The sequence below is a fragment of the Rhodococcus sp. 05-339-2 genome, from assembly GCF_002258965.1.
GTDB lineage: Bacteria > Actinomycetota > Actinomycetes > Mycobacteriales > Mycobacteriaceae > Rhodococcoides.
The window spans coordinates 597,435-618,415 of record NZ_NOYW01000016.1 but is presented as its reverse complement, the minus strand read 5'-3'; the positions used below and the strand labels follow the sequence as shown (position 1 = coordinate 618,415).

Genomic DNA, 20,981 nt, shown 5'->3' with positions numbered 1-20,981 from the left:
CTATGGGCGAGAACCGGGATCGGATGCTGCGCGGAGAGCTGTACCGAGACAGTGATCCCGACCTGGTGGCGTCTCGGGTGGCGTGTGGGAAGCTGCTCGACCGATTCAACGCAACCGAGGCAGATCAGAACGAAGAACGACGCGAGATTCTCGGCGAGCTGCTCGGATCCATCGGAGCGGATTCGTGGATCATGCCGAGGTTCCAATGTGATTACGGCACATACATTTCCATCGGATCCAACAGTTTCCTCAACTACGACGCCATCCTGTTGGACTGCGCACCCATCACCATCGGTGACGACGTGTCGATCGGTCCTCGCGCGCAGCTACTGACGGCTCTCCATCCCATGGAGGATCACGAGGCGCGCCGAACACGTTGGGAGAGTGCTCTTCCCATCAACATAGGGAACAACGTCTGGCTGGGCGGCGGGGTCATTGTGTGCCCGGGAGTCACGATCGGCGACAACTCGGTGATCGGTGCCGGCAGCGTCGTCACCCGGGATGTGCCGTCGCACACCTTCGCTGCCGGCAACCCCTGTAAGGCAATCCGCGCCCTACCGTGAGATGACCTCGTGCAGGATCTTGTCGGAACCACCGACGAGCGTGTTCACGGCCACCCGCGCACCCCACCACATCCCCAGCCATCCGACCGCCGCGGCAACGGGAACGGACAGATACGCGAAGGCACCGGGGAGAAGCAATGCCAGCAGCAGAGCGGGCACTACCGACAGCCCGAGTACAACTATTGCCAGCATGAGTAGGGCGAACGACCCTCCGTTGAACGACCCTCGGGTGTTCAACGAAAAGGCCTTGGTCGGTTCAGGAACCGGATAGGCGGCACGGACCGAGACCACGACGATGAGTCCTGCACTGACGCCGAGCATCGACAACGTCACCGAGATGGGGACTGCCAACCGGTCGAGTCCGAGGTCACCGAATACGCGGACGACCGCAGTGGACACGATCGCAAAGGGTGCGGCCACGATCAGCCAGGCAATCTGCCGACCACGGACGTCGTCGCGCAGAGCCTGCGGGATCATCACCAGGTGCCACATCGAACCGCCGTCGAGACCGTACAGATTCGATCCCGCGCCCATTGCCATGAAGATCACGATCCACGCACCCCAGGCTGCGCTGAACGGAATCGAATCGGTCACCAACGGACCGATACCTCCGAGCACCGCGAAGATGAGGACCGACAACAGCTGGCTCCGGCGACGCATATCGCCGCGCCACAGGCCCAGCTCACGCGTCACCACCGCGCCGACACGGGTGGCGCGCCAACCGCGATCGCCGTTGTGGCCGTTCGCTGCCATCTGCTTGCGCGACGCGCCGTACGAGGCGGAGACCCGTCCCTCGAAGAGCCGCAGCACAAGTCGCTGCCACGACCACATCAAGACGACATCGAGCAGCAGCAGTCCCGCCACTGCGGCGATCGCCATTATCCAGTTGCCGTCGAGCGCAGCGTCCACTCCGGTGATTCCCCAACTGAACGGTATCGAATGTGCCAGTGTCAGAGGCCATGTCACGTCACCCGACAGCACCCTGGGGAGGTTCTGGGTGATGGGAAACTGCAGGAAGTACAGACTGCCGAACACCGCACCGAACGCCAGCAGAGCGAACTCTCGACTGCGCCGACTCTTCAATAGCTGAGACATCGCCACGGTGACCACTCTGGACAGCGTCACGAGGAGCACGACGGTCGCAGGCCAGGCCACCATGGCAAGCGGAAGACTTGCGAGAGAACGCGATACGGCGTAGATCGGGATCGCCGCGGTCGCGATGACCGTCAACGGCACCACCATGCCGACACCCGACGTGGTCAACAACGCCCGCGCCAGGCGTGCGGGCTCCACCGAGAGCATCTGGAAGTGGCGGGGCTGGATGTTGTCGTCGGAGATCCCCGAGAGCACCGGGAACAGTACCCAGCTCAGACCCATCAGCGTCAGCCCGAGGCTTGCGGTGCCGCCGACCAAGACCTGCGAGGCTCCATTGCGCGCGGACAACACACATGCCACAACGGCGACGACCAGCCCCAGCACCCCGAACACGGTTTTCACCACTGCTTGACCGCCCTTGAACTGCCTGCGGTAGAGCGTGATTCGCATCTGCAGAACGGTGCGACCGAGGGCCGTCACGAGCGCATCCAGGACAGGCCGTCGGGGTTCTGCTCGCGAGTGCCGACCAGGCGAACGAAGGCGTCGTCCAGGCTTCCGCCGGCGCGGACCTCGTCGACCGTTCCCGCGGCCACGACGCGGCCGCCGGTGATGACGCCGACATGAGTGCAGAGTTGCTCGACGAGCGCCATCACGTGACTCGACAGGATCACCGAGCCTCCGGAGCGGACGAACTGGACCAGAATGGTGCGAATCGTGGTCGAGGAGATGGGGTCGACCGCCTCGAAGGGCTCGTCCAACACGAGCAGCCGGGGTCCGTGCAGCAGCGCCGAGGCCAGTCCGATCTTCTTGGTCATGCCCGCGGAGTAGTCGGCGATGACGGTTCCCCCGGCGTCGGCCAGATCCAACGCGTCCAACAGCTCGTCTCGACGCTGCGCGATCACGTCCTCGGGCATCGCGCGAAGTCGCCCGAAATACGTCAGGAGTTCGTGGCCGGTGAACTGGGACGGCAGAGCGAGGCCGTCGGGCAGCACTCCGAGTAGCTCTTTGGCGGCGATGGGATCGGCCCAGACATCGCGTCCGAACACCAGACTTCGGCCGTACTGCGGTCTGAGCAGACCGACCGCCATGGACAGACAGGTCGTCTTCCCTGCGCCGTTCGGGCCGACGAGCCCGAACATCGAACCGGGTGGAACCATCAGAGACAAGTCGTCGACGGCAACCTTGGGTCCGAACGCCATACACAGGTGCTCGATCAGCAGGGAAGCAGAATTCGTTTGCACAGATAAAAGACTAACCGGTATGGATCGGATCGTCACGTGGTACGGATTGACCGCGTCGGTACCATCTGGGCATGAATCGCACGGCAGTGGTGACCGGAGCATCGTCGGGTATCGGACGCGCGGTTGCGCAGGCGCTCGTCGCCCGGGGATATCGAGTGATCGGCACCTCCCGCAATCCGGCCTCGATGACCGACGCGCAGCGAGCCACCGGTGTCGAGTATCGCGCTCTCGATCTCACCGATGCCGACTCGATCCGCACCTTCGTCGCCGATCTCGGGGACGTCGACGTCCTGGTCAACAACGCCGGTGAGAGTCAGTCCGGGCCCTTCGAGGAGCTACCGACCGATGCCATCGAGCGACTCTTCCAGTTGAACGTCTTCGGCGCAGTGACGCTGTCGCAAGGTGTCATTCCCGGGATGCGCGATCGTGGTTACGGCCGCATCGTGATGGTCGGATCGATGCTGGCCAGCTTCCCGCTTGCCTATCGCTCGTCCTACGCCTCCACGAAAGCCGCCATCAAGGGCTTCTCCGATGCGGCGCGTCTGGAACTCTCGCCCTTCGGTGTGTGGATGACCACCGTCGAGCCGGGCTCGATCAACACCGGAATCAGTGAGCGCCGAACCAAGTACATCGCACCGGGTTCGGTCCATCGAGACGACTTCCACACCGCCATCTCGTCGCTGGACCGCAAGGAAGGAACCGGCATCTCCGCCGAGGACGTCGCCGAGGTAGTAGTGAAGGCCATCGAGGCCGACAAGCCGAAACCGTTGTACGCCAGAGGAAGCAATGCACCGGTCGTGTTTCTCGCGCGGCGGCTGCTGCCTGCGACCTTCATGGAGAAGACGATCGCGAAGATGTTCGGACTGAAGAGGTAGTTTGAACCGCTGACCTGCGGGAATACAGCTGGGTGAACTATTTCCCTCTCGACCTACCGTGGTAGAGACACTCGGTCTCGTCCTGGCAGCCACAGGCCTGATCGTCGCCGCACAGGTGATCTCGAAGAAGACGACACTCCCCGCGGCAGCGTTGTTGACGCTCGCCGGCCTGGCCGTCTCGGCGTCTGCGTTGCCCGACATCGTTCTCGACCCCGAGCTCGTTCTGACCCTGGTGATTCCGCCGCTGCTCTACAGCGCCGCTCTGAACTCCTCCCTGATCGCCATCCGCCGCAACGTGTGGACCATCTTGAGTTTGTCGGTCGCCCTCGTCGTGGCGACGGCTGCCCTCGTCGGCGTCGGTCTGTGGTTGCTCGTTCCGGGGATCACGCTGGCCGCTGGTATGGCGCTCGGTGCCGCCGTGGCACCACCGGACCCGGTCGCGGCGCTGGCGGTGGGTCGACGCGCAGGCATCCCACCGAAACTGGTGACCCTGATAGAGGGCGAGGGACTGCTGAACGACGCGACCGCACTGACGATGCTGACCGTGGCGATCGCCGCGATCTCGAGTCAGGACATGACAGCCGCTCATGCCGGGGGATTGTTCGTGCTCGCCGCAGCAGGCGGCATCGTCGTCGGACTGATCGTCGCACTGGCGATTCGGCTGGTACAGCGGTTCGTTCACGATTCGCTGCTGCTCAACATCGTTTCGCTGGCTACACCGTTCCTCGCGTACCTCGCGGCCGAGGAAGTGCATGCGTCCGGGGTGTTGGCCGTCGTCGTCGCAGCATTGGTGATCGGTCACCACACCCGTCACTCCATCTCCGGAGCCAGTCGCCTGCAGACCAGTGCCGTGTGGAGGCTGATCGATCTGCTTCTCGAGGGCTTCGTGTTCTTGTTGATCGGCGAGCAATTGCCCACCGTTGTCGGCGGCCTGTCGGCCTACTCGGGGACGACGATCGCCCTCGCAGTCACGGTGACGCTCGCCGGCGTCCTGTTGCTGCGGCCGCTGTGGCTCCTGACCACCGGGCTGTCCGCCCGCGAGGCGGTGGTGATGAGTTGGGCAGGCACTCGCGGAGTCATCACCGTCGCTGCCGTCTTCACGTTGCCGCTGACCATCGACTCGGGCGAGCCGTTCGAGAGCCGAGATCTGCTGCTGTTCTGTGCATTTCTCGTCGTGCTGGTGACGGTGATCGGTCAGGGATTGACTTTCGCTCCGCTGGTGCGCAGGTTGAACGTCGTGGCCGATCCCGCCGCAGAGGCACGTCTACGCAACGAAGCACGGGAGGGTTCGACGAAAGCTGCTCTGTCACAGTTGGACCGGATTGCGGACGAGGAGAACCTGGACGACGAGGGTCGCGAGATACTGCGCCGCGAGTTGGAGCACCGTATCGACCGCTACCATCGCCGTCTGGATCACCTCGACGAGTCCGAGATCGGCGATGCGGTCATCTCACCCGAGCAAATTGCCGCGATGACCACACGTCGCCGCATACTCGACGTCGAGCGGGAGGAGCTGCTGTGCTGGCGAGACGCCGGCCGGCTGCCGGACAACAGCATGCGGAGTCTCGAGCACGAACTCGATCACGAAGAGCATTCCTTCCGCCCGCATCGAGAGACCGACTAGCCGGCGATCGCCGCGTGCATCTCCCACACGATCACTTCGGCTCCGGTCGCGGTGCTCAGCTTCTGACCGCCGCCTCCGCTGACGCGCACGGCATCACCCTCGGCCAATGGTCCGACGCCCTCGAGCATCGCTTCGCCCCGGGCGACGAAGATGTGCACGAACGGGGCGTCGGGTATCTCGACGGGAGCCTGCCCGGACTGCAAGCGCGCCACGTGCATGGCGGCGTACTTGTTCTTGATGCGAATGGCTGCGTGGTCGGCGTGGTGTGCCATTCCTGATGCCACGGGAACCAAACCGCCACTGAGCAATTCGCCGTCGATCTCGAGCTGCTCGTAGCCGGGGGTGATGCCCTGTTCGTCGGGCACCACCCACATCTGCACGAAGCGAACGGGATCGCCGTGCTTGCCGGAGTACGAGCCGGCGGTCTCCCCGAGTCGCCACGAATCGTTCTTCTCCGAGTGCAGAATTCCCGTGCCTGCGCTCATTCGTTGGGCGAGACCGGGGTAGATGACGCCGGAGTGACCCATCGAGTCCTGGTGCACCAGCGAACCCTGCAGCACCCAGGTGACGATCTCCATGTCGCGGTGCGGGTGGGTGTCGAAACCCTGGCCGGGAACGACGATGTCGTCGTTGTTCACCATCAACACGCCGTGGTGGGTGTTGCCGCGATCGAAGTGGTTGCCGAAGGAGAAGGAGTGCTTGGAATCGAGCCAACCGATCTTGGTCTTGAATCGGTCGTCGGCTCGCCGGACGTCGAGTGTGGTTGCTGCAGAGGTCATGTCATTGCCTCGAATCTGGAAAGTAGGTGTGTTCTCAGAGAACGTGCGAGCCGTACATCTCGCCGAGTGGATCGGCGATCAGTTCCAGGCGGGCACCGTCGGGGTCGCGGAAGTACAGCGAGACCTCGCTGTGCTCGATCAGTTCCACTCCGGCGTCGATGAGCTTGGTACGCAGGTGCTCCCACCTGGTGGGTTCGACACTGATCGCCACGTGATGAAGGCCGCCGAGCACCTCGGCGTACGGTCCGACGTCGAGTCCGGGAAAGTCGAAGAATGCCAACAGGTTGCTGTTCCCGATATCGAAGAAGAAGTGCGAAGAGCCCGGGTAGTCACGGTTCTCGATGAGCTCGGTGAGCGGGAACTCGAGCAGATCCTGATAGAAGCGGACCGTTGCTTCGACGTCACTGCTGACCAACGCGGTGTGGTGGAGGCCGCGAGCCGACGACGCCGGCCGTTCGCCTGCGGGCTTGAGGTGCTGAGTACGGATACGGTCCCGCTGCTCTTCGTGTTCCTGCGCGCGTCGTGTCTCTTCGGCAGTCATGTCGTCGGTCATCGCTGCACCCTCCGGGTCAAGTAGTTGCTTCGTCAACTACCAAGAACAGTACACCCAGTAGTTGCGTTGTCAACTACTATGGACTCATGGATTCCCCACGGTGGCTCAGCCAGGACGAACAGCTGGCCTGGCGCGCATACCTCGACGCCACTCGGCTGCTGCTTCGCAATCTCGACAATCAGCTCACGCGCGACTCCGGGATCTCGTTCACCGACTTCGAGCTGCTCGTGGTCCTTTCCGAAGCACCCGATCGCCGACGCCGCATGAGCGAACTCGCCGACGCCGTCACCACCACTCGCAGCGGCGTAACCAGGGCAATCAGCCGACTCGTCGACTGCGGTTGGGTCCGGCGCGTCAAGTGCGACGACGACAAGCGGGGCATGTCCGCCGAACTCACCGAAGCCGGACTGAACACCCTCGCCGCAGCCAGTCCAGGGCACGTCGAGGCGGTGCGGAAGAACATGTTCGACCTCGTGGAGCCGAACGATCTCGCGGCCCTGACCCGGACTTTCTCGGCCATGCGGAACCACGCGTCGTGATCAGCCACATTCCCGGGGAGCAGCGCCATCACTGGTGGAACGAGTGGCTCGATTCCAAACAGTCCTTCCCCGCGACCGGCAACTACGACCTGGCGGCCAACGCGCACGGGTTGCTGATGGTGCACAACGAGGACACCGTCTTTCCCGGCGAGGGATTCGACTCGCACGAGCACCGGGACATGGAGATCCTCACCTGGGTGCTCGAGGGCACCCTCGAACACACGGACTCCGAGGGCAACAGCGGGCTGATCCGCCCCGGACTGATTCAACGCATGAGCGCAGGCACCGGCATCCGCCACACCGAACGCAACGCATCGAGTCTGACCAGCCGCGACAAGCTACGCGTCGTGCAGATGTGGATTCCACCGGATACCGACGGACGGGTGCCGTCGTACGACGAACTGGACGTGCGGGACGAGTTGGCATCCGGCGAGCTCGTCTGCGTCGCATCGGGAATGCCGGGCAGGACAGGAGTACGCATCGGCAATCGCTTTGTGTCGCTTCATGTTGCGCGGCTCGCGCCGGGACAGTCGATCACCGTTCCCGACGCACCGTTCGGTCACGTCTTCGTCGCCGACGGTTCAGTGGTGTTCGAGGACATCGGCGATCTCGACCAGGGTGACGCGGTGCGGCTCACCGGTACCGGCGGACACCGTGTGACAGCATCGACGTCGAGCGAGATCATGATCTGGGAAATGCACGCCGAGTTCGCCTGAGGGAGTGTCGTTCATGCCGACCGTCATCACCGACGATGCCGTCACCCTGAACTATCTCGAGGAGGGCAGGGGCCAGGCCGTGGTGCTCATCGCCGGCTTCTGCGCGCCCGCGACCACCTGGATGCTGCAGCAGAAGACATTGGTGGCGAACGGATACCGCGTTCTGGCGCTCGATCGACGAGGGCACGGTGCCTCGGAGGCACCGACACACGGCGCGACCATGGAGCGGCACGGACGCGATGTGGCGAACTTCCTGTCGGCGGTGGGTCTCGACGAAGCCGTTCTGATCGGCGGCTCGATGGGTGCGAGCACCATCTGGTCGTACGTGTCGCAGTTCGGCACCGAACGCGTTCGCGCCATCGTGTCGGTGGATCAGACACCGAGAATGGTCAACAGCGCGGGCTGGGCCAACGGGTTCTACGGACTCACCGAGGACAATCGAACGACGTTCTTCGACAACGGAATACCCGATACCGGTCACGGGCGGCCCCAGTGGAAATCCGTACCGTCGCTGCTGAGGCTTGTGCTCGCATTACGTGCGATGCCGAAATTGGCGTCCCCCGACACCCCACCGATGAGGGCTCTGCTCGCAGATCATGCTGCGCAGGATTGGCGCGCAACCATTGCCGGTATCGACAAGCCGTACCTGATGGTCGCCGCGCGTGACAGTCAGTTCTGGCCTGCTGCACATGCTTTCGAGTCGGTGGACCTGAACCCGCTCGGTCGATCTGTCGTCTTGGAGAGCTGCGGCCACGCCGCGAACATGGACCGGCCCAGTGAGTTCAACGCGGCGATGCTGGAGTTCCTCGACTCGATCGCGTGACGTCAAGACCGGTGCCCGCCCAACGCCTCAGCACACGCAACGAGATTGCGATGCAGCACTTTTCGCTCGCCCATCGACAGTGACGCAATCATGGCCTGCTCCACGGCGGCGACCGCGGCCGACGCTTGCCGCAAGCGCTCTCGGCCCGTAGCGGTCACGTACAGGCGTTGGTCACGACCGGTGCCCTCGATCTCCACCAAGCCGTCGCGCGTCAGCCCGGCCAACAGCTGATGGGTTGCCTGCCTGCTGACGAACACCGCGCGAGCGAGTTCGGCGTTGGACAGGCCCGGTGTGTGCGCGAGGTGTTCGAGGCTCGAGTACTGCGAGACCGTGATGTCGAGTTCGCTCAGAGCATCGTCCATCGCCGAACGCAGGGCGGACGTGGCTCGCTTGAGGGCCAGACCGATTGAAGAATCGACGTCCACTTGACTCATGTCAATATCTTGACATACATTTCCCTCGTCAAGAACTTGACGACCACCCGAAAGGACCCATCATGACCGTCGCAGCCGTTTCCGGACCGAGCTTCCTCTCACTCCAAGTACGCGACCTCGCCGTCAGCGCGGATTTCTACGAATCGCGTCTGGGTCTCGTCCGCGCACCCCAGGCCCCACCCGGCGCGGTCGTCTTCACCACGTCACCGATTCCGTTCGCAGTCCGAAACCCAGCTTCCGGAACAGATCTCGACAGTGGTCAGCCGGGACTCGGAGTTGCGCTGTGGCTCGTGTGCAACGACGCCGAGGCGCTGCACGAGTCACTGGTCGCGGCCGACGTGCCCATCCTGACCGCACCCTTCGACGGACCCTTCGGTAAGACCTTCGTCCTGCAAGACCCGGACGGGTATGCCGTCACCGTGCACAGCAGCTGATTCCGAAAGAACTATTGCGAAATATTTCTTTCGGGTTATGGTTGTCACATGACCCCACCGCCGCCCGACAGGACGCCCCGGAAGCTGACGGACATGTCCGAGCTGAAGGCGCTGACGCATCCCATTCGGCTCCGCCTGCTCTACGCACTCCGCGCCAACAAGTCGATGACGGCGACCCAGCTCGGCGATCTGGTGGACGAGTCACCCGCCTCGGTGAGCTATCACCTGCGCAAACTCGCCGAGCACGGGTTCGTCAAGGAGGTCGAGAACGGATCCGACAAACGTCAGCGCTGGTGGTCGGAGGCCAACGAGGGAGGGTTCAGCTGGTCCGAGAACGACTTCTCGGACTCACCCGAATCGCTGTCGGTCGCCAAGGCATCCATGAATTCCTGGCTGGCTCACCAGTGGTCGCGTCTACACGACTTCGGGCGAACTTCGGAGTCCTGGGGGCCGGAATGGGTGGCGGCGGCGTTCAGCTCCGACGACGTCCTGCGACTCACCGCCGACGAGACGAAGACCATGGGGACGGAAATGCGCGCCGTCATCGACAAGTGGCGTCGACACGGCGAGCAATCACCATCGGCGGAGCGCGAACACGTCATGGTGCTGATGCACGGATTCCCCACCACACCATAGGAGTTGGCATGTATCCGTTCGATCCGCACACATACCTCTTCATCGCCGATCAGGATCGCGATCGGAATCTGCTTCTGGCCGAGCGCCGCAGACTCGCTGCTGCGCAGAAGCGCCTCCGCCGAGACGAACTCCGCGTTCAGAGGGCATGGGACGAGTTGACGGCATCCCTCGCCGATGTATCCGCGTCCGAGCGACGGGTACTCGAACTGGCTCGACGCTGATCAGAGCAAGATTGTGTGCAGCCACACCTGGGCACAGGGGTCTGCCTCGAACGCCGGTACAGCCACTACTTCGCAGCAGCTCGCTTGGCGAGCGCCTTCGAGATTCCCAGCTGCACAACCACGATGATGCAACCGACGATGGCACCGATGATCGCCGATGCGAGTGTGTTGACGATCCACGCCAGCACTCCGCCGATGCCGGCGACTCCTCGCACCGCTTCTTCACCGTGGTGGACGAGTTCGTAGATGGGATGGAAGCCGAGCTCGTCGATACCCACGAGCAGGATGTGCCCGCCGACCCACAGCATCGCTGCGGTGCCGACGACCGAGAGCACCGACATGACCTTGGGCATGCCCTTGACCAGGCCTCGGCCGAACTTCTCTACGAACCCTGTGGAGCCGTCGGCCAATTTCAGTCCGATGTCGTCCATCTTCACGATCAGTGCGACGACGCCGTAGACGACGATCGTGATGACCACGGCGACGACGGCAAGGATGATCAGCCGACTCCAGAAGCCTTCTGCAGCAATGGTGTCCAGCGCGATGACCATGATCTCGGCCGACAGAATGAGATCGGTACGCACCGCTCCGGAGACGACGGCGTCCTCGTCACGCGGCTCGTCCTCGGCGGCCGCGTGATCATCGCCGTGGCCGAAGAGTGCGCCCCATATCTTGTGCGCCGCCTCGTAGCTGAGGTAGCAGCCGCCGAGCATCAGTATGGGCGTGAGCAACCACGGCACGAACTGGCTGAGCAGCAAGGCGATCGGCAGAATGATCAGCAACTTGTTGCGCAGCGAGCCCACGGCAATGCGCTTGATGATGGGCAGTTCACGTTCGGCCGCGAGACCGCGAACGTACTGAGGCGTCACGGCGGCGTCGTCGATCACGACCCCGGCCGCCTTGGCCGTCGCTTTGCCGGTAGCTGCTCCGACGTCGTCGATGGACGCTGCAGCCAGGCGAGCCAGCGCTGCCACGTCGTCGAGCAGGGCTACGAGTCCGCCGGCCATCACAAACCTCCGCGTCGATACGAGAACACCACATGGCTCCTCATGATGCGAGCCCTTGGAACCCTACCGCCCGCGGATGGTCCGTGATCGCCGTCCGGCCTTTCCCTCTGCTACGCGATCTTCCTCTCCTGCTCGTCGTCGAGAACTTTCGCGGGCGGCAGTCCGATGCTCGGGTCGTGTCCCCGGAAGTTCTTCAGCCACCAGCTCCAGTCCTCGGGGACCAGCGAGAACGGATCCCCGTGGCCGAGCTCTCGCGCGGCCCAGACCGGCCAGTGCGGATTGGCCAGTGCCGGACGCCCGAGCAGCACGACATCGATCTTGCCTTCGCGGATGACGGCGTCGGCGTTCTCCGGTACGCCCAGATTCCAGCTGCAGGTCACCGGGATATCCAGCTCACGCTTGACGCGGGCGGCGCGCTCGACCATGAAGCCCATGTCCCCGAACGGAGGGTCGACCATGTCGTCGGTGTTGAAACCGAGGCTGACATCGGCCATGTCCAGGCCATGCTCCTTCATCCATCCGATGGCGATCATGGATTCGTCGAACTGCACACCGTCCGGGTGGTGATCGTCCGAGCCCAATCGCATGGTGAGGGGGTACTTCTCGGGCCACACCTCACGCACCGCGTCGAGCGCCTCCAGGTGGAACCGCGCCCGGTTCTCCAGGCTGCCGCCGTACTGATCGGTGCGCTGGTTGGCCAACGGGGAGAAGAAGCTCGCACCGAGATAACCGTGGGCATAGTGCATTTCGAGCCATTCGTACCCGGCTTCGGCGGCCCGAACAGCTGCATCGGCGTAGCTCTGGTGGATGGCCTTGATCTCGGGCACGGTGAGTTCGTGGACGGGGAACGAGTGGTCACCGCCGTAGGGAATCGCCGATGGCGCCACACATTCCCAGCCGTCGGGATGGTCGGCCGGAAGCTGATGTCCGCCCTGCCACGGTGGGACTTCGCTGCCCTTGCGTCCGGTGTGCCCCAGCTGAATGGCCGGGACCGATCCCATCTCCTTGATCATCGACGTCACGCGTGCGTGTCCCTCGATCTGGTCGTCGTCGTAGATCCCCGCACAGCCAGGAGTCGTACGACCGTCCGGCGTGATCGCAACCTGTTCCGGGAACACCATCCCGAAACCTCCTGCCGCACGCGCACCGAGATACATCAGGTGAAAGTCGTTCATCTTGCCGTCGACGGCGCGGTACATCGTCATCGGCGACATGGCGATTCGATTTCGAAGCGTCACACTCTTGAGGGTGAACGGGCTGAAGAGATCCGGCATGACAGTGGTCCTTTCCTGAGTGATACCACCTCACCACCTGGCACGTTTCGATCGACTACACCGATGCTGCACGTCGGTGACAGTCTTCTCACCGTCCCGATCATCCGAGTGTGAGGGCCCGATGTATGGTTTCCTATACGTATAGCGAGCTATACCTACGATCGGAGCACTCACATGACACTCAGATGGCTGTCGGTCGGCGCAGTCGGCCTGGCCGCCGCCTCGGCAACGGCGTTGCTGGCCTGGCTGGTCTCACCGGTCGCACCGGGGATCGCAGCGGTGGTGTTCGGGTTCACCGCTCTTCCGTTCGGTGCCATGCTGGGCTGGGTGCTCTTCGTTGCCCCGACGACAACCGAGCCGGCGTATGCATCGGGCGAAAGCATCGAATCTCATTGGACGTCGGCCGCATCGAGTGGGATGGCCACCGACCTGGTGTGCACTCTGGGCCTGACGCTGACCGTTGTCTCGATCGCACGAGCCGAACCACCGGCCACCCTCTTGCTGATCGGTCTGCTTCTCGCCGCGTTCGCATCGTTTACCGCGCGGTACACCTACGCGCGACATCGCGCACTGTCCGAGTGAAGAACAGTGTTCGACGGCGTCGCACCGAGCAGGGTTGGTCTCAGCACGAACTGGCCGAGCGCATCGACGTCACCCGACTGACGATCATCTCGATCGAGAAGGAGCGATTCGACCCGAGCCTGCCTGTCGCCTTTCGCCTCGCCGCGGCGTTCGATTGCTCGATCGAGGAACTGTTCGAGCCGGATCAGAGCTGAGGTCAGTTCACGAGCCCCTCGCTCTGCAGCCACTCGTAGGCGACATCCGAGGGATCCTCACCCTCGATGTCCACGCGTCCGTTCAGTTCCTGCATCAGGTCGTCCGTCAACCGCTCGGACACCACCGCCAGCAGATCGGCGATCTCGGGGTGCTGCTCGAGCACCGCGTTGCGAACTACCGCGGTACCGCTGTAGGGCAGGAAGAATGCACGATCATCCTGCAGCACCGTCAGATTCAGATTCTTGATCCGGCCGTCGGTGGTGTAAACCATGCCGAAATTGCAGGGCGAACTGTTTGCGGTCGACGTGTAGACAACACCGGCGTCCATGCGGGTGACGTTGCTGGACGGTACTCCGCCCGGCGCGTTCAGTCCGATCCCGTACGTGTCGAGCATCGGACCGAAACCGTCGGAACGAGAGAAGAATTCATCGTCCACGCAGAACGTTCGGTCGGCTTCCGGGAGCTTCGCGACTTCGGACAGAGTGGTGACGCCGAGCCGCTGAGCGGTGGCGGCAGATGCCGCGAAGGCGTACGTGTCGTTGAAGTTGGCCGGCGGTAGCCAATCGAGGTCGTACTCACTCTTCTCGATGTCGCGAACGCGCTCCCACAGCTCCTGCGGATCGCTGATCGTCTCGGTCTGGCTGTGATAATTGACCCAGCCGGTGCCGGTGTACTCCCAGAGAATATCGGCGTCACCGTTGAGCTGTGCCTGCCTCGACGACGCCGACCCCGGTGCGCCGGTCAGGTCGGTGACCTTCGCACCGGCAGCGGCAAGGTATGTGGCGGTGATCTTTCCCAGAAGTACACCCTCGGTGAAGCTCTTGCTCGTCACCACAAGAGATGCACCGTCGAGCGGCCTCGCGCCGTCGGGAAGGGTGGTGGCCTCGAACGTTCCCGACGAGCTGACCAGGCCGCAGCTCGCCACCGACCCGGCAAGCACCACAGCTGCAGCGGCGACGAGCAGACGGCGAATCATGCCACTCCCTTTGGGGTCGCGAACAATTCGACCACACGGCCGAGCCAGTCGATGATCAATGCGAGCAGTGCGACGAGAACAGCACCGGAGATGAGCAGCTTCGGCAGGAAGAGCGTCGTGCCCGTCGTGATGAGCGTCCCGAGGCTCGACGCCCCGATGAATGTACTCAGCGTGGCGGTTCCAACGAGGATGACCAGCGCCGTGCGCACACCGTTGAGGATCACCGGCACGGCCAAGGGAAGTTCCACCTGCACCAGGGTGCGGACCCCGGAGAACCCGATGCCGCGGGCCGCTTCGATCGTCCGCTGATCGACCTGTTGAATTCCGACGATCGTGTTCTGCAGAATCGGCAGAATCGCGTAGACGACCAAACCCACCACCGCGGTGCGGAACCCGGTTCCGAGCCACATCGTCAGCAGCACGATCAGACCCACGGCCGGCGCGGCCTGACCGATGTTGGCGAAGTTGACGGCCACGGGCCGCAAGTTCTTCGCTCGGTCGCGAGTGAGCAGGATTCCCAACGGTATTGCGATGACGACGACGATCACCGTGGCCGTCAAGGTCAGAACGATGTGATCGACGATCGTCGTCTTCAGGTTGTCCCAGCCGAGCGATGCCTGTTCGGTGGTGGTCAGTGTCGTCGATCGATACCACAGGATGTAGCCGAGTCCGAGGACCGCGATGACGATCGGCTCGAACCACACGTCCAACGGCGCACTGCGCAGTCGATTCATGTTGCTGCGCCTTCGGTATGTGCCGAGTACGACACGTGTCCGTCGCCGGATCGAGCCTCCGAGAGCTGACCGCGGATCACGGCCATGACGGTGGCAATCGTCAACGCGCCGGTCACAGCACCTCGGCCGTCGGTGACGAGGACTCCACCCTGACTGGCCGCCAACATCGAATCCAGTGCGTCGTTGAGAGTCGACGACGGTGCGACGCTGGGCAACCGCGCGTCGACATAGTCGGTGATTCGATCCTTGGTGGCCACCTCGTCCAGAGACGGCCAGGCACGGGGCCGGCCGTGCTCGTCGATGACGACGATCCAGGTGGCCCCCTGCGCTCGGGCGCGCGCGATGACCTCCTGCGAGCTGTCGCCGACCTTGGCCGTGACCACCGAATCGTGTTCGACGTCTTTGACCCTGGACAGCGTCAGATGCGCCAGCGTTGCCCCGGAGCCGATGAACTCCTCGACGAACGGGCTGGCCGGCTTCGCCAGAATCTCTTCCGGAGTCGCGTACTGCTCGATGTGACCACCCTCGGACAGAATCAGCACCTTGTCACCCAACTTCGTCGCCTCCTCGAAGTCGTGAGTGACGATGACGATGGTCTTCGCGAGTTCGTGCTGAATGGCGATCAGACTGTCCTGCAGTCGTACTCGCGTGATGGGATCCACGGCACCGAAGGGCTCGTCCATCAACAAAACGGGCGGGTCTGCGGCGAGCGCGCGAGCTACGCCCACTCGTTGTTGCTGGCCGCCCGACATGTCCTTGGGCAAACGGTCACGGAAATCGGCGACGTCGAGCCCGACAAGATCGAGCAGATAGTCCGTTCTCTGTTCGATCTTCTTCGCGTCCCAACCCAGTACACGGGGAATGGCTCCGACGTTCTTGGCGACAGTCCAATGCGGGAAGAGTCCGCCGGACTGAATGACGTACCCGATGGACTGCCGAAGCTTGTCCGGATCCTCGCCCGTCACGTCACGGTCCCCGATGAAGATTCGGCCCTCGGTCGGTTCGATCAGGCGATTGATCATCTTGAGCGTCGTCGTCTTGCCGCAACCGGACGGGCCGACGAACGCCACGATGTGGCCGGCCTCGATCTCGAGGTCGATCTTCTGCACCGCCGGCTTGTTCTGACCTTTGTACTGCTTGACCACGCCGTCGAGGCGAATGGAGGCACCGGTGACCGTCGGTCCGCCGGTCGTGTTGTCCGTCATGACAATCCCTTCGAGATGGTGAGGCGCCCGAGAAGGACGAGCAGGGCATCGAACACCAATGCGATGGCGACGATGAGAACTGTTCCGGTCACTGCCATCTCGACGGAGTTGGTTCCACCCAATCTCGACAGCCCGTTAAGGATCAGCGAGCCCAGCCCGGGACCGAGCACGTACGCAACGATTGCGGCGACACCGACAACCATCTGCGTCGACACGCGTATGCCGGTGAGGATGACCGGCCACGCCATCGGTAGCGAGACCGACACCAGAATCCTGCTGCGGGACAGTCCGATTCCCTTGGCCGATTCGATCACGGTGTCGGGGACCCCACGCAGTCCGACGATGGCGTTTCCGATGACGGGCATCGCTGCGAAGAACGCGAGCATGATGAACGACGGAACCACACCCAATCCGAAAGGCACGATGAGCAGCGCCAGTAGGGCCAGAGAAGGGATCGTCAGAGCCACTCGGCTGGTCGTGAGCGTCAAGGCCGAGAAGAGCGGTAGCCGATGCACCGCAATGGCCACTGCCACCGCGACGACGGTGCCCACCAAGACCGTCTGAAATGCCAGTGATGCATGTTGGTACGTCAGGAAGGCAAGGGTTTCACCTCGCCCCTGCAGATAACCCCATAGATCCACGAATTCCCTCTCGCCCGGCAGATCGGACGCCGAGCGTAACCCGCATTTCCCCGGCCTTCCGGGGAAAAACGTCAGCGCCGCAGGCGGTGCAGGAGAGCAATATGTGGATCTATATGCACGAATACTTCGTCGTCGAATGTCCGGCCGAACTTAAAATCATCTCGAGCAGAAGGCTCACTGCGAGTAGGAGCTCATGAAATTGCCCAGGCGGTCGAGTGCCGTCGCGAGATCGTCGACGTTGGGCAACGTGACGAGTCGGAAGTGATCGGGCACATCCCAATTGAAGGCACGGCCGTGACTGACCAGAATTTTCTCGGACTCGAGCAGGTCGAGCACGAACTTCTCGTCGTCGACGATCCCGAACCGTTCGGTGTCGAGTTTGGGGAACATGTACAGCGCCCCCGCTGCCTGGACGCAGCTGATTCCGTCGATCGAGTTGAGCATGCGATGCGCCAGGTCACGCTGCGCGGTCAACCTGCCCGCCGGGAGCAGCAGATCCTCGATCGACTGCCTGCCGCCGAGCGCGGTCTGTATCGCATGTTGCGCCGGCACATTCGCGCACATGCGCATGTTGGACAGCAGTGTGATGCCCTCGATGAAGCTCGCCGCGCGTCGGCGCGGGCCGGTGATCGCCAGCCATCCCGCCCTGAATCCGCACACCCGGTACGCCTTCGACAGACCCGAATAGGTAAGGCACAGAACATCTTTCCCGGTCAGGGTGGCGAGGTTGGTCATCACCGCCCCGTCGTACACGATCTTCTCGTAGATCTCGTCGGCGAGCAGAACCAGATCGTGCTCCCGCGCCAGGTCGACGAATCGCTGCAGTACCTCTCGTGAGTACACCGCTCCGGTGGGATTGTTCGGGTTGATCACCACGATCGCGCGGGTGCGGGGCGTGATCTTGGCTTCGAGGTCATCGAAGTCAGGGGCCCAATCCTGGTTTTCGTCGGACAGATAATGGACGGGTACGCCACCGGCCAGGGCCACCGAGCCGGTCCACAGCGGGTAGTCGGGCGACGGGATCAGGATTTCGTCTTCCGGGTTGCACAGCGCCTGCATCGTCATGGTGATCAGTTCCGAGACCCCGTTTCCGAGGTAGATGTCGCCGACGTCGAGATCGGTCAGGCCTTTGGTCTGGTAGTACTGGACCACTGCCGTGCGGGCGGAGAACAGGCCCCGGGAATCCGAATAGCCCTGTGCGGTGGGAAGGTTGCGGATCATCGCCATCATGATCTCGTCCGGTGCCTCGAAACCGAACGGGGCCGGATTGCCGACGTTGAGTCGCAGGATGGCGTGCCCTTGCTCCTCGAGTTCCTCGGTCTTGTCCAGAATGCGTCCACGGATGTCGTAGCGCACGTTCTCGAGCTTGCGCGCCTGGTCGATCGATCTCGTCATTTCGAAAACTCCTCCTGCCGAACGGTCGGCGACATCCGGGTCCGGACCGCCACTGTTGCACACACGATGACCGCCGCTCCACCCACGAGCACCGGCCACGTCAAGCCCTCGCGCAGGATGACCGCGGCCCAGCAGATGGTCAGCACAGGTTGGATCAACTGGACCTGGCTGACGCTGGACATCGGGCCGATCGCCAGTCCCCGATACCAGGCGAAGAACCCGAGGTACATGCTCACCACCGCCAGGTAGCCGAAGGCGGCCCACTCGGTTGCCCCCGCTGTCGACGGTTGCTGCCACCACGCGAGCGCAGCCAACGCTCCGGTGACCGGCACGGACACCACCAGCGCCCACGACACCGTCTGCCACGCACCGAGTTCTCGCGACAGCAGCCCGCCTTCGGCATATCCCACCGCTGCGGCGACGACCGCTCCGAGCAGCAACAGATCCGACCACTGCAATCCGGTCAGCTGTCCGCCTTGCACGGCAGCGAAGCCGACCGCGACGGCGGCCCCCACGCCTGCGACCACCCAGAACATCGGCCGCACCGGTTGCCGTTCGCGGACAACTGCAATAGCGGCGGTGGCCGCAGGCAGCAACGCGATGACCACGGCACTGTGTCCCGCCGATGCGGTGGTGAGGGCGTACGACGTCAGTACCGGGAAGCCGACGACGACACCGCCCGCGATCACTGCGAGCCGAATCCATTGCCGTCCCTGCGGGAGCCGTTGTCCTGTAGCGGCGAGCGCTATCGCGGCCAGCGCGGCTGCGACCACAGCACGTCCGCAGCCCACGAAGAGCGGGGACAGGCCTCCGGTGACCGCGACGCGGGTCAGCGGGACCGTGAACGAGAACGCCGTAACGCCCGCCAGGCCCCAGAGCAGTCCGGCGCGCGATAGCAGGCCCGTCCCAGAACGAGTAGCGCTACTATGCTGTGTCATGTCCGACGATAGCAGTTCCCGGATCGTCTCCGCACTGAGAACCTGGATTGCGACTGCGCCTCCCGAAGCCAGGCTGCCGTCCACCCGCGCCCTGGTCGCCGAGCATTCAGCCAGCCCGGTCACGGTGCAGAAGGCCCTGCGCACGCTCATCGCGCAAGGCGTCATCGAGAGCCGGCCTGGCGTCGGCACATTCGTCAGGACGGTGCGCACGGCCCGCCCCAACGACTACGGGTGGCAGACGGCGGCGCTGGGAGCGCCGGACAATCGACTACAACTTCCGGCGGCTCTGCAGTCGACGTCGAGCGATGTGATCGCGTTGCATTCGGGCTACCCGGCCCGGGAGTTGTTGCCGGAAAGGCTTGTTCACGCCGCCTTCACACGTGCGTCACGGACCGACTCGGTGATCGCCCGACCCCCCACCGCGGGTCTGCCGGAACTGCGGGCGTGGTTCGCGGCCGAGTTGGGGGCGTCGACACCGTTGGGCGTCACGCCACCGTCGGCCAGTGACGTCGTCATCATTCCCGGCAGCCAGACCGGACTCAGCACAGCGTTTCGAGCACTCGTCGGTGCCGGGCGTCCGCTGCTCATGGAGTCCCCGACGTACTGGGGTGCGATCCTTGCTGCCACGCAGGCCGGCGTCCGTGTGGTACCGATACCCAGCGGCGTCGACGGGCCCGACCCCGACGCGCTCGCACGAGCGTTCGCGCACACCGGCGCTCGGGCGTTCTACGCGCAACCCACCTTCGCCAGTCCCACCGGGGCCCAGTGGTCGCCCACGTTGTCCGAGCGGGTCCTCGACACTGTTCGACGCCACGGCGCATTCCTGATCGAGGACGACTCGGCCCACGATTTCGGTATCACCTCCGAGCCGAATCCGCTGGCCGCACGGGACGACGGCGGGCATGTCGTCTACCTTCGCTCACTCACCAAGACGGTCTCGCCCTCGGTTCGCCTGGCCGGCCTGATCGCCCGTGGGCCCGCCCACGAGCGCATCCTCGCCGACACCGGCGCCGAATCGATGTACGTCAGCGGGATTCTGCAAGCCGTCGCCTTGGACGTCGTCACGCAACCCGCCTGGCGAACTCACCTGCGGAGGTTGCGCACTCAGTTGGCATCGCGTCGAGACTTGTTGGCGAACAGCCTCATCGAGTTCGCACCGCGTGGGCACCTCGACGCGGTGCCCCGAGGTGGGCTCAATCTCTGGATGCGCCTGCGCGACGACTCCGACCTGGAACGCATTGTGCAGGAATGCAAGGCAGCGGGTGTCATCGTCGGCGCGGGCGACGACTACTTTCCCGCCGAACCCACCGGCAAGTACCTACGGCTCAACTATGCAGGCCCCAACCCCGGTGAGTTCGCCGACGCGGCGCGCACGATCGGATCGATCATCTGAGACCGTTCAGTCGATCGAATGACAGCAACCTTTGGGGCACAGCATCTTCGGCCCTGCACGATCATCCGAACAAGGGATACTCGACGCGCGATCACTGTGTCACCATCG

25 protein-coding genes are annotated in these 20,981 nt (G+C 63.8%); 12 read left to right on the top strand and 13 right to left on the bottom strand.

The window, feature by feature from the left end; all coding sequences use genetic code 11:
• Window positions 1-2 precede the first annotated feature (2 nt).
• The gene (locus CH273_RS16635; protein WP_032396888.1) at window positions 3-563 is read left to right on the top strand and encodes a sugar O-acetyltransferase; all 561 of its coding nucleotides are present in this window, start codon (window positions 3-5) and stop codon (window positions 561-563) included.
• Here the strand turns inward: CH273_RS16635 and CH273_RS16630 are convergent.
• Both CH273_RS16630 and CH273_RS16625 read right to left on the bottom strand, forming a co-directional pair.
• Window positions 555-2,138, bottom strand: a complete 1,584-nt coding sequence (locus CH273_RS16630; RefSeq protein WP_032396889.1) for a hypothetical protein — start codon at window positions 2,136-2,138, stop codon at window positions 555-557. The two genes, CH273_RS16635 and CH273_RS16630, sit on opposite strands and share 9 nt — an antisense overlap.
• Window positions 2,135-2,857 (bottom strand): ABC transporter ATP-binding protein, encoded by a 723-nt coding sequence (locus tag CH273_RS16625; protein WP_052049937.1) that lies wholly within the window; start codon window positions 2,855-2,857, stop codon window positions 2,135-2,137. The genes CH273_RS16630 and CH273_RS16625 overlap by 4 nt, the downstream gene beginning before the upstream one ends.
• Window positions 2,858-2,970: 113 nt before the next feature.
• Here CH273_RS16625 and CH273_RS16620 point away from each other — a divergent pair, with 113 nt between their 5' ends.
• Together CH273_RS16620 and CH273_RS16615 are read left to right on the top strand one after the other, a co-directional pair.
• Window positions 2,971-3,774 (top strand): SDR family oxidoreductase, encoded by an 804-nt coding sequence (locus CH273_RS16620; RefSeq protein ID WP_032396891.1) that lies wholly within the window; start codon window positions 2,971-2,973, stop codon window positions 3,772-3,774.
• Window positions 3,775-3,832: 58 nt separating this feature from the next.
• A complete protein-coding gene (locus CH273_RS16615) occupies window positions 3,833-5,398 on the top strand; it encodes a Na+/H+ antiporter (protein WP_032396892.1) in 1,566 nt (521 codons plus the stop codon).
• Here the strand turns inward: CH273_RS16615 and CH273_RS16610 are convergent.
• Window positions 5,395-6,177: a pirin family protein gene (locus CH273_RS16610; protein WP_032396893.1), complete on the bottom strand. Its 783-nt coding sequence runs from the start codon at window positions 6,175-6,177 to the stop codon at window positions 5,395-5,397. The genes CH273_RS16615 and CH273_RS16610 overlap by 4 nt on opposite strands.
• 34 nt (window positions 6,178-6,211) lie before the next feature.
• Window positions 6,212-6,718: a VOC family protein gene (locus CH273_RS16605; RefSeq protein WP_371828385.1), complete on the bottom strand. Its 507-nt coding sequence runs from the start codon at window positions 6,716-6,718 to the stop codon at window positions 6,212-6,214.
• A 98-nt stretch (window positions 6,719-6,816) separates the two neighbouring features.
• Between CH273_RS16605 and CH273_RS16600 the strand changes: the two genes are divergently transcribed.
• From CH273_RS16600 to CH273_RS16590, 3 genes are read left to right on the top strand one after another with little or no spacing between them, the layout of a single operon-like run.
• Window positions 6,817-7,269: a MarR family winged helix-turn-helix transcriptional regulator gene (locus tag CH273_RS16600; protein ID WP_032396895.1), complete on the top strand. Its 453-nt coding sequence runs from the start codon at window positions 6,817-6,819 to the stop codon at window positions 7,267-7,269.
• A complete protein-coding gene (locus CH273_RS16595; protein ID WP_032396896.1) occupies window positions 7,266-7,985 on the top strand; it encodes a pirin family protein in 720 nt (239 codons plus the stop codon). Before CH273_RS16600 ends, CH273_RS16595 begins: the two co-directional genes overlap by 4 nt.
• Window positions 7,986-7,998: 13 nt before the next feature.
• Window positions 7,999-8,808, top strand: coding sequence for an alpha/beta fold hydrolase (locus CH273_RS16590; protein ID WP_032397322.1), 810 nt, complete (start codon window positions 7,999-8,001; stop codon window positions 8,806-8,808).
• Window positions 8,809-8,810: 2 nt separating this feature from the next.
• On the opposite strand, the gene CH273_RS16585 is transcribed toward CH273_RS16590, so the two are convergent.
• The gene (locus tag CH273_RS16585) at window positions 8,811-9,242 is read right to left on the bottom strand and encodes a MarR family winged helix-turn-helix transcriptional regulator (protein WP_032396897.1); all 432 of its coding nucleotides are present in this window, start codon (window positions 9,240-9,242) and stop codon (window positions 8,811-8,813) included.
• A 62-nt stretch (window positions 9,243-9,304) separates the two neighbouring features.
• Between CH273_RS16585 and CH273_RS16580 the strand changes: the two genes are divergently transcribed.
• The 3 genes from CH273_RS16580 to CH273_RS16570 are packed head-to-tail and all read left to right on the top strand — an operon-like array spanning window position 9,305 to window position 10,533.
• Window positions 9,305-9,676, top strand: coding sequence for a VOC family protein (locus tag CH273_RS16580; protein ID WP_032396898.1), 372 nt, complete (start codon window positions 9,305-9,307; stop codon window positions 9,674-9,676).
• A gap of 48 nt (window positions 9,677-9,724) precedes the next feature.
• Entirely contained in the window at window positions 9,725-10,312 is a 588-nt protein-coding gene (locus CH273_RS16575; protein WP_032396899.1) for a winged helix-turn-helix domain-containing protein, read from the top strand.
• A gap of 8 nt (window positions 10,313-10,320) precedes the next feature.
• Window positions 10,321-10,533, top strand: coding sequence for a hypothetical protein (locus tag CH273_RS16570; RefSeq protein WP_032396900.1), 213 nt, complete (start codon window positions 10,321-10,323; stop codon window positions 10,531-10,533).
• 65 nt (window positions 10,534-10,598) lie between these two features.
• Here CH273_RS16570 and CH273_RS16565 read toward each other — a convergent pair whose 3' ends face one another.
• Window positions 10,599-11,540 (bottom strand): DUF808 domain-containing protein, encoded by a 942-nt coding sequence (locus tag CH273_RS16565; RefSeq protein WP_032396901.1) that lies wholly within the window; start codon window positions 11,538-11,540, stop codon window positions 10,599-10,601.
• 110 nt (window positions 11,541-11,650) lie between these two features.
• Window positions 11,651-12,814 (bottom strand): NADH:flavin oxidoreductase/NADH oxidase, encoded by a 1,164-nt coding sequence (locus CH273_RS16560; RefSeq protein WP_032396902.1) that lies wholly within the window; start codon window positions 12,812-12,814, stop codon window positions 11,651-11,653.
• Between the two features lie 174 nt (window positions 12,815-12,988).
• On the opposite strand from CH273_RS16560, the gene CH273_RS16555 reads away from it, so the two are divergent.
• Entirely contained in the window at window positions 12,989-13,396 is a 408-nt protein-coding gene (locus CH273_RS16555; protein WP_032396903.1) for a hypothetical protein, read from the top strand.
• Entirely contained in the window at window positions 13,393-13,590 is a 198-nt protein-coding gene (locus CH273_RS16550; protein WP_032396904.1) for a helix-turn-helix transcriptional regulator, read from the top strand. Before CH273_RS16555 ends, CH273_RS16550 begins: the two co-directional genes overlap by 4 nt.
• 2 nt (window positions 13,591-13,592) lie before the next feature.
• On the opposite strand, the gene CH273_RS16545 is transcribed toward CH273_RS16550, so the two are convergent.
• The 6 genes from CH273_RS16545 to CH273_RS16520 all read right to left on the bottom strand — a co-directional run bounded on the left by CH273_RS16545 (window position 13,593) and on the right by CH273_RS16520 (window position 19,480).
• Window positions 13,593-14,567 carry a glycine betaine ABC transporter substrate-binding protein gene (locus tag CH273_RS16545; protein ID WP_032396905.1) on the bottom strand — a complete coding sequence of 325 codons (975 nt, stop codon included), beginning with the start codon at window positions 14,565-14,567 and terminating at the stop codon, window positions 13,593-13,595.
• A complete protein-coding gene (locus CH273_RS16540) occupies window positions 14,564-15,301 on the bottom strand; it encodes an ABC transporter permease (RefSeq protein ID WP_179273677.1) in 738 nt (245 codons plus the stop codon). The genes CH273_RS16545 and CH273_RS16540 overlap by 4 nt, the downstream gene beginning before the upstream one ends.
• Window positions 15,298-16,506, bottom strand: coding sequence for an ABC transporter ATP-binding protein (locus CH273_RS16535; protein ID WP_032396906.1), 1,209 nt, complete (start codon window positions 16,504-16,506; stop codon window positions 15,298-15,300). The genes CH273_RS16540 and CH273_RS16535 overlap by 4 nt, the downstream gene beginning before the upstream one ends.
• On the bottom strand, window positions 16,503-17,147 hold the full coding sequence (locus tag CH273_RS16530; RefSeq protein WP_032396907.1) for an ABC transporter permease: 645 nt from the start codon (window positions 17,145-17,147) through the stop codon (window positions 16,503-16,505). Before CH273_RS16530 ends, CH273_RS16535 begins: the two co-directional genes overlap by 4 nt.
• Window positions 17,148-17,321: 174 nt before the next feature.
• Window positions 17,322-18,542: a pyridoxal phosphate-dependent aminotransferase gene (locus CH273_RS16525; RefSeq protein WP_032396908.1), complete on the bottom strand. Its 1,221-nt coding sequence runs from the start codon at window positions 18,540-18,542 to the stop codon at window positions 17,322-17,324.
• Complete coding sequence (locus CH273_RS16520; protein ID WP_082322593.1) at window positions 18,539-19,480, bottom strand: DMT family transporter; 942 nt, start codon at window positions 19,478-19,480, stop codon at window positions 18,539-18,541. Before CH273_RS16520 ends, CH273_RS16525 begins: the two co-directional genes overlap by 4 nt.
• Between CH273_RS16520 and CH273_RS16515 the strand changes: the two genes are divergently transcribed.
• The gene (locus CH273_RS16515; RefSeq protein ID WP_032396909.1) at window positions 19,479-20,873 is read left to right on the top strand and encodes an aminotransferase-like domain-containing protein; all 1,395 of its coding nucleotides are present in this window, start codon (window positions 19,479-19,481) and stop codon (window positions 20,871-20,873) included. The two genes, CH273_RS16520 and CH273_RS16515, sit on opposite strands and share 2 nt — an antisense overlap.
• The last annotated feature ends 108 nt before the right edge of the window (window positions 20,874-20,981 follow it).